The 10,563-nt window shown below is 67.9% G+C and carries 10 protein-coding genes, 1 tRNA gene and 1 pseudogene; 9 read left to right on the forward strand and 3 right to left on the reverse strand.

Features of this window, described 5'->3' with window-relative positions:
* Positions 1-549, forward strand: a pseudogene (locus D7X99_RS43020) (hypothetical protein); the annotation flags it as partial.
* A 90-nt stretch (positions 550-639) separates the two neighbouring features.
* Here D7X99_RS43020 and D7X99_RS40100 read toward each other — a convergent pair.
* From D7X99_RS40100 to D7X99_RS40110, 3 genes are all read right to left on the reverse strand, one after another.
* A complete protein-coding gene (locus D7X99_RS40100; protein WP_121782347.1) occupies positions 640-1,671 on the reverse strand; it encodes a hypothetical protein in 1,032 nt (343 codons plus the stop codon).
* A gap of 89 nt (positions 1,672-1,760) precedes the next feature.
* Positions 1,761-2,369, reverse strand: a complete 609-nt coding sequence (locus tag D7X99_RS40105; RefSeq protein ID WP_121782348.1) for an isochorismatase family cysteine hydrolase — start codon at positions 2,367-2,369, stop codon at positions 1,761-1,763.
* A gap of 89 nt (positions 2,370-2,458) precedes the next feature.
* On the reverse strand, positions 2,459-3,550 hold the full coding sequence (locus D7X99_RS40110) for a vWA domain-containing protein (protein ID WP_120581239.1): 1,092 nt from the start codon (positions 3,548-3,550) through the stop codon (positions 2,459-2,461).
* A gap of 187 nt (positions 3,551-3,737) precedes the next feature.
* On the opposite strand from D7X99_RS40110, the gene D7X99_RS40115 reads away from it, so the two are divergent.
* From D7X99_RS40115 to D7X99_RS40160, 8 genes are all read left to right on the forward strand, one after another.
* A complete protein-coding gene (locus D7X99_RS40115) occupies positions 3,738-4,976 on the forward strand; it encodes a styrene monooxygenase/indole monooxygenase family protein (RefSeq protein WP_121782349.1) in 1,239 nt (412 codons plus the stop codon).
* 76 nt (positions 4,977-5,052) lie between these two features.
* Complete coding sequence (locus D7X99_RS43310) at positions 5,053-6,939, forward strand: AHH domain-containing protein (RefSeq protein WP_199756425.1); 1,887 nt, start codon at positions 5,053-5,055, stop codon at positions 6,937-6,939.
* Positions 6,940-7,045: 106 nt separating this feature from the next.
* Positions 7,046-7,696 carry a hypothetical protein gene (locus D7X99_RS43315; RefSeq protein ID WP_171805645.1) on the forward strand — a complete coding sequence of 217 codons (651 nt, stop codon included), beginning with the start codon at positions 7,046-7,048 and terminating at the stop codon, positions 7,694-7,696.
* Positions 7,697-7,772: 76 nt separating this feature from the next.
* Complete coding sequence (locus D7X99_RS40140) at positions 7,773-8,189, forward strand: hypothetical protein (protein ID WP_121782350.1); 417 nt, start codon at positions 7,773-7,775, stop codon at positions 8,187-8,189.
* Positions 8,186-8,971, forward strand: coding sequence for a hypothetical protein (locus D7X99_RS40145; protein ID WP_121782351.1), 786 nt, complete (start codon positions 8,186-8,188; stop codon positions 8,969-8,971). The genes D7X99_RS40140 and D7X99_RS40145 overlap by 4 nt, the downstream gene beginning before the upstream one ends.
* Positions 8,972-9,039: 68 nt before the next feature.
* On the forward strand, positions 9,040-9,669 hold the full coding sequence (locus tag D7X99_RS40150) for a hypothetical protein (RefSeq protein ID WP_121782352.1): 630 nt from the start codon (positions 9,040-9,042) through the stop codon (positions 9,667-9,669).
* 58 nt (positions 9,670-9,727) lie between these two features.
* A complete protein-coding gene (locus D7X99_RS40155; RefSeq protein WP_121782353.1) occupies positions 9,728-10,108 on the forward strand; it encodes an HAD family hydrolase in 381 nt (126 codons plus the stop codon).
* 266 nt (positions 10,109-10,374) lie between these two features.
* A tRNA-Pro gene (locus D7X99_RS40160) sits at positions 10,375-10,450 on the forward strand.
* Positions 10,451-10,563: the final 113 nt, after the last annotated feature.

Consider the following 10,563-nt stretch of genomic DNA (forward strand, 5'->3'; position numbering starts at 1 on the left):
TCCCCCACCCAGCCGTCCGCGACCTCCAAGCCGACCACCCCGACGCAGCCGTCCGCCACCTCCAAGCCCACCACGCCCAACCAGCCGTCCTCCCTCTCCAAGCCCAACACGCCCGACCTGCCGTCCTCCGTCTCCAAGCCCAACACGCCGAGCCTTCCGGGCGCCGCGGATGCCTCCCCCTTTGGGAAGGTGGGCGGCAAGATGTCCGACAAGCTGTCGAGCCTGAAGCAGGACGGCTTCGACGCGGCTGGCAGCCTCGGAGGCAAGGCCGCGAAGCTGGGCGAGCTGCTGGAGGGCGCCGCCACCGTGCTGAGCAGCATCGCGCAGCTGGTGCAGGGCATCACGCAGGGCGTGCAGGGTGTCGCTGAGGGCGTGCAGGGCGTCGCGGGCGCGGTGGGTGGCGCCGCGGGCGCGGTGGGTGGCGCCGTGGGCGCGGTGGGTGGCGCCGTGGGCGCGGTGGGCGACGTCGCGACCAGCGTGCTGTCCCTGGCCCAGGGGCCGCAGCAGGACCCGACGGCCGGCATGAGCCAGGTCCCGACCATGGAGTAGTCCGCCGCACTGACGCGGTGATGAAAAAAGGGGTGACGGCGATGAGCCGTCACCCCTTTTTCGTGTCGTCACGGACGTCCAGCCGCCGCGCTACTCGATGGCGGCGACCTTGTCGTCCTTGCCGAACTTCACCCGCACCTTGGACGTCTTCGACTTCCAGTAGGTCCAGGTGCTGGATTGGAACGACGGCGTCTCATGCGCGGGCGGAGGGCCCCACGCCATGCGCACGGCCTCGCGGCTCATGCCGGGCTCCACTTCCGACGCGGAGACCTTCTTGCGGTCATCCACCGACAGCGCCTCCAGCTTCGCTGCCTGGTCCTCCGCCGCGAACGAAGCCTGGAACAGCTTCCAGGTCTCCGAACCCGAGCGCGAGTCGTTCGTGAACTCGAGCTCCGCGCCGGTGTCCACGACCTTGAACTTCACGGAGGAGGAACCCTTGTCCAGCACCTCCACCTTCGCGTTGAACGGGATGATGGGGCCCTTGAGGTAGTTCACCCAGGACACGGTGCCGTCCTCGAAATGGAAGTTCGCGGTCGCGTGGTAGTAGGTCTTCTCCACCACGGGCGCGGGGGCCGGGGCGGCCGCGGGCTCGTCGCCCACCCGCACGACCTTGCCATCCGGGCCGAACTCGACCTCGAACGTGGAGAACTTCGAGCTCCAGTACGTCCAGCGGCTGCTCTGGAGCGAAGGCGTGCGGTGCGGCGGCGGCGGACCGGCCGTCAGCAGCACGGCCTCGCGCGACATGCCCCGGGCCAGCTCACCGGCGCGGACCTGCTTCTGCTCCTCGGGCGTCAGCGCGGCGATGCGCGGGGCCGGGTCCTGCTCGGCGAAGAAGCCGGCGAACAGCACGTTGATGGGCTTGCCCAGGCTCCGGTGCGTCACGAACCGGAACTCGACGCCGGACTCGATGACCTTGCAGCGGACCTCGTCGTTGTCCCGCTCGAGGACCGCGACCTTCGCCCCCACGGGGATGGCCACGCCCTTGCCGCGGTAGTTCACCGCGGAGAGCTGGTTCTTGTTCAAAAGGAAGTGGGCCTGGGCATACAGCACCTCGGCCTGGGCCCCCATCGCCGTCAGCAACCCCAGCGCGAACACGGCGCTGAGAACATTCTTTCGATACACGCGAAAACCCCCTCGGGTCAGGCAACGGCGTGCTTGTAGTGGCGTCGCACGCACGGCCGCAAGGGGGTTCGCACTGCTCCCGCCGGGCCCTACGCCCCCAGCATGCCAATCACTTCCGACGACGGCATGGGGCGCGAGAACATGGGGAAGTCATACTTGAGCGCGTTGCGGTGCTCCTCCGCCGAGGTGGCGGCGGCGCAGTCCGTGAGGGTGATGACGTCGAAGCCGTGCTCGTACGCGGTGCGCATGGTCGACTCGACGCAGCAGTTGGTGAGGAAGCCTCCAATCACCACCGTCTTGATGCCCTTGCTGCGCAGGATGAAGTCCAGGTTGGTGCTGGCGAAGGTGTCCAGGCCGCGCTTGCCTTCCACCACGATGTCGCCCTTCTGCGGCGCCAGCGCGTCGATGATCTGCGCGCCCCAGCTGCCCTTGACGAACGCCTTCCCGTCCACCACGCCCTTCAGGATGCCGTAGGGGTGCCGGGTCAGCTCGCCGTACCCTTCCGCGAAGGTGATGGGCGCGTGCATCACCGTCACGCCCTTCGCCCGGGCGGCCTTCACCACCGCCAGGGTGTTCTCCAGCATCTTCGTTTCGGCCATCACGCCCTTCACGGCCGGGTGCAGGACCCCGCCTTCGGTGGCGAACTCGTTCTGGTACTCAATCAACAACACGGCAGTGGTTGAAGGGTCGAGCGACATGGCGGACTCCGAGGCAAGGGGACCGGACCATTCCGGACGCCCGCCATGTTTGTCATTCATTCCGACAGGCCGTCAAGCCATCCCCCGGCTCAGGCCGCGGCGCGAGCGCCGTCCCAGTCCTCCACTTCGTAGAGGAACTTCGTGCCGCCCTTGAGCTTGCGGTTGGCGGACGTGCTCTGGACGAAGACGACGTACTTCTCCAGGCTCGCGGGCCGGATGCGCACCGTCTCCCCCGGAGGCAGGCCGAGCATCTCCCGCGCGCGCTCGCCGCTGTAGAGGTCGCCGGACTTGCGGTCCATCAGCACCACCTCCTTGCGGCCCTGGATGGTCTCCGTCTTGGTGAACTCGTAGAAGCCGCGGCCCGTCTTGAAGCCCAGGCCGTTCTCCGTCACGAACTCCTTGATGGCGCTGTCCCCCTCCACCTCCAGCACCTGGAAGCGGCCCGGCGGCACCGCGCGCAGGTCCGTCTCACCGAAGAGCGTGGACGCGGTCCGCTTGAGCATCGTGTTGAACATCGCGTTCAGGCCGCGGTTCATGCGGCCCTCGCGGGACACCTCCGCTTCGTATGCCTGGAGTTGCGAGTCCGAGGACTGCTTGTAGCAGACGGCCAGCAGCATGTCGGTGATGTGTGAGAACTGATCCAGGCTCAGGTGGAAGCCGCCCGACTTCTCCGCCAGCTCCTTGTAGAACGACGTCGCGTGACGGCGGTTCAGCGCCTGGACGCCATACACAGGCACGCCCTGCTCCCCCAGCGCAGCCACCTCCTTGCGCCAGTCCAGCTTCTTGGGGTTGTGCTGGGGCGGGTGCGGCACGTCGTCGCCAATGAGCACGAACGCCTTCGTGTAGCCCTCCGTCCAGGACAGGCTCCGGGCCTCATGCAGCACCAATTCGTAGCACTCCGGCGCGTCACCGCCGCCCGTCTGGCCCACCTTCTCCACGAAGCGGGTGATGGCCTTGGCGTCGTCCGTGAGGTCCAACGCCTTGGTCACGTAGGTGGACTTCGCGTCACAGTAGTCGCCGTGCGCGATGATGCCGATGCGGATGCCAGGGATCTCCTTCGTGAGCCGGGCCACGGCGGCCCCCAGCTTCTTCCGCACCTGCGCGAGACACGGATACATGCTGCCCGTGGTGTCAAAGCTGAAGACGACCTCGACGCGGTTATCAATCACAGAACTCGCCATGACGTGTTCCCCCTCGTTCGTTTCTCGCTGCGACAGGAGGAACAGTACTCGCGGGGTCTGACATGGAAGGCGGCTCCGGGGCGTCGGCTTCCGGGCGGCCTCGTACCGCCGTGCGTTGCCAGGAAGGGGCCCTCGTTTCGTAGTGTCCTGGCAGGGCGTGACGCCCGGACACCACCCAGGGGGGACCATGAGGAACATCGGCATCATCGGAGCGGGCCAGGCGGGGCTGCAGCTCGGCTTCGGCCTGCTGGAGAAGGGCTACGCGGTCACCGTCTACTCGGACCGCACGCCCGAGCAGATCTTCAACGCCCGGCTCGCCGCGACCACCTACCTCTTCGGCCGCGCCCACCGGTACGAGCAGGAGCTGGGGCTCGATTTCTGGACGGGTCCGGGGGAGTCCGCCCGGGGCGGGGACCTGGACGTCTGCGCGGCGCCGGGCCAGCGGGCGCTCCGAGTCCAGGGGCGCATCCTGAATCCAGGCAAGTCCCTGGACCTGCGGGCGAAGTACTCCCGTTGGCTCGCGGAGTTCGAGCGGCGCGGCGGCACCGTGGTGGTGCGGGACGTGGACGTGGAATCGCTGGAGGCGCTCGCGCCCGGGCATGACCTGGTGGTCGTGACGACGGGCCGCAACAGCTTCACGCGCCTGTTCGAGCGGGACGCCGAGCGCAGCATCCACACCCAGCCGCAACGGAACCTGGTGGCAATGATTGTCACCGGCATGAAGCCGCTGCACGAGACGCCCTACCCCGCGCTCAAGTTCATCCTGACGGCGGGCCACGGCGAGTACTTCGCCATGCCGTACTTCGACCGCATCCGGGGCCCGCTGAACGGCCTCCTGCTGGAGGCCATCCCCGGCCAGGGATTGGACCGCTTCGGCGGCGTGAGCACCGCGAGGGAGGCGATGGAGCGGATGAAGCAGGTGCTGCGGGACTTCTCACCGTGGGTGGCGGAGCGGCTGGAGGGCGCCAGCATCGTGGACGAGTCCTCCTGGCTCACGGGCGCGTTCACGCCCACGGTGCGCAAGCCGGTGGGGCGGCTGCCCTCGGGACGCACGGTGATGGGGATGGGGGATGTCGTCATGCTCAACGACCCCATCGCGGGCCAGGGGCTCAACAGCGCGTCAAAGCAGGCGCACGCGATGACGCAGGCCATCCTCGCGCACGGCGACCAGCCCTTCACGCCAGACTGGATGGAGCAGACCTTCGAGCACTTCTGGCGGACGGAGGGCCAGTTCATCACCGCGTTCACCAACCTGCTGCTCCAGCCGCCTCCGCCGCACGTGCTGCGCTACCTGGGGGCCGCCTCGGCGATGTCCCCCCTGGCCGACACGTTCTTCGACAACTTCGGAGAGCCGCAGCGCTTCTGGCCTTGGATTGTCAGTCCTGAGGAGACCGAGGCGCGCATCCAGCAGGCGGCCGCCGCATAGAGGCTCATTCCCACCCGGCCGGTCCTTCACTCCCGGCCCGGGTGGCTGAATCCTGTCAGTCCCGAGACGGGGGGACATGACGATTCAATTCGGATTCATCGACCAGGGTGATGGCGCCAACCTCCGGACGCTTCCCGCGGAGATGAAGGGCTCCACCTGCCTGACCCCAGCGCCCCTGCCTCCGGGCACGCGGGTGAGCGTCATCCGGAACCATGCCCAGGCGCCTGGCTGGTCCTACGTCTCCACCGTGGTAGGGGGATACCTGCTGCAAGGCTATGTGCAGGCCTTGCGCATCACGACGCAGCTTCCGGAGCCAGCGGCGACGCTCTATCAGGTTCGTCCAGGGGACCGCCTGGAGCCCATCGCCGCGCGCATCTACCGGCAGGCCATCCAGCCGGGGCGGGACCTGCGCTTCTACGAGAATGTCATTCATCACGTGAACGTGAAGAATGGCCGCAAGGGGGTCCAGCGCATCGACGGTGACGTCCGGCTGGTCGCGGGTGAGCGCATCTGGCTGGTGAGCATCGCCTTCGCCAACCAGCTCCAGGGAATCGTGTCGAGCGGCTCTATCACCCACGAGGCGATTGCAAAGGCACGCCAGGCTGCCCGGCACCTGGAGGACGTCATCACCTCCGTGAGGCAGGCGGACCAGTACTTCGGAGAGGTCACCGGCCAGTACGGCAAGGCCATCCTGGACAACTGGCAGGAGATCTCCGCGATGGTGGTGGGCTTCATCGCCGCGGAGGCGCTGTCCACCTTCCTGGCGGCGACGCCCACGGGCGTAGGGCAGCTCGCTGCGGCGCCCATCCAGCTGGGCCTGGCGGCGTTCGGGGCCCATGGTCTCATCGAGGCCGGAGGAGAGGCCCTGAAGCACGCGCAGCTGTGGCTCACCCAGGCCTGGGAGGCCAACGGCTCACCGGAGAAGCTCAAGGAGGCCAGCAAGTCCTTCCTCCGGATGCTGGTGAGCATCGCGATGGCAGCGCTGGCGCTGATGGGCGTGAAGACCAATGCGGGACGTGGGCTCAAGCTGATGACGCCCGTGAAGATCACCCCGCCCCGCATCTACATGATGGCGACGGCGGGTCCCGGCGGTGCCTACGCGGGCGTCCCCCTGTTCCAGCCGGGCTCCATCACCGCCGCCCCCGCCATCCCCCTTCCCTTCAATCCCTGGGGAGCCGGCACGCCGCTGCTGTCGAAGGCGGTCAAGGAAGGCGGCTCCTCCACGCCAGATCCCGAGCCCACCCTGACCGAGCGCATGCTCAGTGACGCCGAGTTGGAGAAGCTGCTGGAGAAGCTCCCCAACTGGGACAAGCTCAAGGACTTCGTCGGACGCCGCATCCCTCAGAAAGGAACGCCGGAGTTCAATGCGTTCAAGAAAGAGCTTCAGGCCGCAGGCTACCGCCTGGAGAAGTTGAACACGGGCTCCCAGCCCTATCGGCTGAGCCGTCCGCACGGAAAGGCACTGGGCGACGAGTACGGGGCGCTTACGGTGACCGAGGACGGACTGGTGGTGCTCAAGGTCGGCAAGGGCACGCTCCGCCTGAGTGTCTTCACCCGCTACCGGAAGAACTACCTGGACTGGGTGGAGAAGACCCAGGGCCCGGCGGCTCGGGCAGCGGCGGAGGTCCGGCTCTCCGCCGGCCATCCCATGCACCACCTCATCCCCGACGTGGTCGCCCAGAGCCACCCGCTGATTCGCACGGCCATGGAGCGGCTCAAGGGCTATACGATTGACCGGGGGTCGAACGTCCTCGACATGCCTTCTGGGATCAACGTGGAGGGCCAGCTCATCCACTCGGGCAGCCACCCGCGCTACAGCGATTTCGTGCGTGCCCGGCTTGAACTTGGCTGGAAGAGTCTGTCCAGAAAGGGCCCCCCTCCAGTTGGACGCCCAAGGTCATCGAGGACGCGATCCTCAAGGTCGAGAACGAGCTGCGCCAGGCCATCGAATCCGGGAGCCTGAAGGAGCCGGCCATCAAGGTGTTCCAGGAGCAACGCGGCGGTAGTGTGCTCACGGGGAAGAAGCTGGCGTTGCTGGAACTGTCCTCCCGCGAGGAGTCACACACCACATGATGTATGCATTGTCGACGGATGTCTCCCATGCCAAGGAGAATGCGGATATCTACGACGCTCATCTCATCGAGTTCGACGGTTTCGAGGACGTGACGTTCTTCGATCCCGACATCGGATATCAGAGCCAGCAGGGCGCACCCGGGGTCATCGAGTACTATGGCAACCTGGAGTGGATCGCCGGACGCGACCACCTGTGCACCACGTCCATGGGGTGGTTGCTGCTCTCCCGGCGCATGGTGCGCGTGCTCGAAGCAGTGGGCCCGTTCCGCCACCGTCTCATCCCCACGGTCATCTACGCGGAACGCATCAAGCACCTCGTGTACAGCGGATATCCCCGGAGGAGGACTTGGTATCCGGTGACGGACCCTGCGCTGAAGAACGAGGACTTCGTCATCCTCCAGTTGCTGGAGCGGACCGACTGCCTCGACCGGGAGCGCACCCTCGTGAAGGGCGTTCCCTTCCACCAGTGGGACGAGGAGCTTTTGGGCGAGGATGACGCCGAGCCACTCGTGCTCCGCCCGCCACCCGGAGGCTTCCCGCCCGTGTTCTTCGTCCCCGAGCTGGCCTTCTACTGCTACACCGAGGAGGCGCGGCAGGCGTGCGAGCAGGCGGGACTGAAGGGCCTGTGGTGGCGCCCCCAGCCGTGAAGCCCGGGAGCGCCCAGGGCTGGCTTTGGGCACGAGCGCGTCCCCCTTTAGGATGACGTCCCCATGGGGACGCAACATGAGTGGTGAGGGCACGAAGCCCGTCGCGGCGGTGCTGGTGGGGCTGACGAACTTCCGGCTGGGCCGCATCCTGCTGTGGACCACGACGGTTTTCCTGGGGCTGCTGGCGCTCGTGCCGGGCCCTGACAGCGGGACGCTGTGGCGCATGGCCGCCATTCCGGGCGTGCTCGCACTGATTGGAACGGGCACCGCGTGGTGGAAGAACCGCCAGAGCTCCCGGTCCGGCCCCATTCCGTGGCTGATGTTCCGGCTGGTCCTGGGGGCCGTGCTCTTCAGTGCCGCCGCGCTCCTGATGTGGTGGAGGCGACGGCGTGAGCTGAAGGCCGACGCGCCAGTGCCGCCGCCCTCCGCGGAACAGGTGGACCGGTGGGCCACCGCCGAGCTGGACCTCGCGGCCGTGGAGCGCTCGTCATGAGCCACGCGGCATTGAAGCAACCGGACCCGGACGCGGCGCCGCTCGAAGCACCTCCGCGTGAGTCCATGGGAGGCATGGCCCGAGCGGGCTTACGGAGCCTCCTCGCCATGGTGCCCGCGCTGCTGGGCTCTGGCATGGCGGGCGCGCTGAAGGGCTTCTTCCTCTTCGGGTGCTTCGGTCTGGTGCTGGCGGGCGTCTTCGTGCTCGCGCCGCGTTGGACGGGCGCGGCTCCGACGCCCTCCTGGTTGAACTACCTGAGCTTCGTGCTCACACCCCTGCCCCTGGCCGTAGCCGGTGGCTACGTCTGGATGCTCCATTCGGTCAGCTCACGCCTCGCGAGTGAGGTCCGGGCACGAGGGTTGATGGGCTATGCGTACGCCATCCTCAAGCCCGCGACGCGGCAGGTCGCCCGGCGTTTGCGCGGGGCCAGCACGCCCAGCCGCGCGGAGCTCACCCGGGCCATCGAGGAGTCGGTGGCGGAGCGCCTGCGGGAACCCGAGGAGGAGCGCGAATCCGCGGCCTCCCGCGCCGGATGGCTGGAGGGCTTCCTCATGGACCAGTCCCGCCGGGTGCTGGGGCTCATCGCCCTGCGCGCGGTGCTGACATCGCCGGACGTGCCTTCCGCGGTGCGGGAGCTGGAGATGTTGGCCATCGACCGTCTGGAGGGCGTTCTGGAGGAGACACTGGAGGACCTCTTCTTCCTCCAGATGGTGCTCGCGCTCGGCGTGGGCGTCCTCGTCGCCGCATTGCCCACGTTCCTGCTCCTCTTCCTGCCCCGCTGAGCGGAGACCCGTCGGCCTCTGCTAGCCTCCTGCCGTCCCACCAGGGTGGGACAGGAGGCGACGCCGGGATGGACTCACTGGACGCGCGCATGGAGCGGCTGGAAGGCCGGCTCCGACGATGGCAGGGCCTCACCCTCGCGGCCTTCGTGCTGGCGGGGGTGGGACTGGGAAGCGCTGCCCTGCGTGACGAAGCGACGCAGTCGCATTCGGGAGAGCTGGTCGCCTCGCGGCTGGTGCTCAAGGACGCCAGGGGCCGCACGCGGGCCAGCCTGGATGCGAACCGCCATGGCGGCGCGGCGCTGGTGTTGAACGACAGCGAAGGCCGTCCCCGGGCGCTGCTGGGCGTGGGCGAGGACGACTCGCCCCGGCTGCGCTTCTCCACGGCGGAAGGCGAGTCACTGGCGGAGCTGATGGTGTTCTCTGACGAGGCGCCGCGCCTGACGCTGTCCAAGTCCGGAGGCGCGGAGCTGTTCTCCGTGGGACTCCAGGTGGACGGCTCGTCGCGGCTGGAGCTGGCGGACGTAACGGGACGCCCCCGCGCCATCCTGGGCGCGGATGAGGAGGGCTCGCCCGGCCTGCTCCTGGTGGACCGTCGAGGCCAGGCCCGCGTGGAGCTGCGCGTGGGCAGCTCGGACGAGGCCAGCCTCGTGCTGGAAGGCCGCAACGGCCAGGTGTTCCGAGCGCCCGGCGTGCAGTGACGCCGCGTCGTCATTTCCTGGAGCCGTGCGGCGTCATCACCGGGAGGGAGGCCCACCGGTGACGGCGCCCACGGACCGCATCCTGTTGATCCTGGACCTGGATGAGACCCTGGTCCACGCAAGCGAGAAGCCCCTGTCCCGGGAGGTGGACTTCCAGGCCCTGGGCTATTTCGTCCACGTGCGTCCGCACCTGGAGCCCTTCCTGCGGGAGTGCGCCGCCCGCTTCCGGCTCGCCATCTGGTCGGCGGGAGCTGACAAGTACGTGGCGGAGCTCGTGAAGCGGATTGTCCCGCCGGAGCTCGAGCTGGACTTCGTCTGGGGGCGGAGCCGGTGCACGTATGGGTTCGACCGGGGCCGGTATCTGAAGACGCTCGCGGACGTGGACAACGTCCGGTGCATCGAGAAGCGGAACTGGCGGAAGCAGCTCTGTCAGGACTGATTTTCCGCCGCGTCCCTCATCCCCAAGAAAGGAGTGTGATGCCCATGACGAAGCGCGACGAGCCGAACCCCAATCGCCCCACCGACATGGAGCCCACTCCAGACAGCTTGGAACTGGCCATCGCCTCGTTTCACGGCTGTCCGCCCGGCACCTGACCCACGCCGCCACCCGGTAACACCGGGACGAGCATGGACAGAGGCCGGGCTCCCGAGGGGGGACCCGGCCTCAGTCATGTCCGGGTCCTCCCTCGAGGACTCAAACCCATCGGGATGTAGCTCAGTCTGGTCAAGAGCGTGCGCCTCGGGCGCGCAAGGTCGCTGGTTCGAATCTGAGCCATCCCCTCATATGAAGCCGAGCGCTTCTTTGAAGACAGGGTGCTGGTGGAGGAGTTCGGCGAAGCGCTCGACGAGAGGCCGCAATCGCTCCTCCTTCATCATGGGAATGGCCTGGTAATA

It is taken from the genome of Corallococcus sp. AB032C (assembly GCF_003668935.1).
Taxonomy (GTDB): Bacteria; Myxococcota; Myxococcia; order Myxococcales; family Myxococcaceae; genus Corallococcus; species Corallococcus exiguus.

What these genes read in the sequence shown, in the direction of transcription:
- D7X99_RS40105 (WP_121782348.1), bottom strand. Translation starts at nt 2,369, where the DNA reads ATGTCGCTCGACCCTTCAACCACTGCCGTGTTGTTGATTGAGTACCAG.
- D7X99_RS40110 (WP_120581239.1), bottom strand. Translation starts at nt 3,550, where the DNA reads ATGGCGAGTTCTGTGATTGATAACCGCGTCGAGGTCGTCTTCAGCTTT.
- D7X99_RS40115 (WP_121782349.1), top strand. Translation starts at nt 3,738, where the DNA reads ATGAGGAACATCGGCATCATCGGAGCGGGCCAGGCGGGGCTGCAGCTC.
- D7X99_RS43310 (WP_199756425.1), top strand. Translation starts at nt 5,053, where the DNA reads ATGACGATTCAATTCGGATTCATCGACCAGGGTGATGGCGCCAACCTC.
- D7X99_RS43315 (WP_171805645.1), top strand. Translation starts at nt 7,046, where the DNA reads ATGATGTATGCATTGTCGACGGATGTCTCCCATGCCAAGGAGAATGCG.
- D7X99_RS40140 (WP_121782350.1), top strand. Translation starts at nt 7,773, where the DNA reads ATGAGTGGTGAGGGCACGAAGCCCGTCGCGGCGGTGCTGGTGGGGCTG.
- D7X99_RS40145 (WP_121782351.1), top strand. Translation starts at nt 8,186, where the DNA reads ATGAGCCACGCGGCATTGAAGCAACCGGACCCGGACGCGGCGCCGCTC.
- D7X99_RS40150 (WP_121782352.1), top strand. Translation starts at nt 9,040, where the DNA reads ATGGACTCACTGGACGCGCGCATGGAGCGGCTGGAAGGCCGGCTCCGA.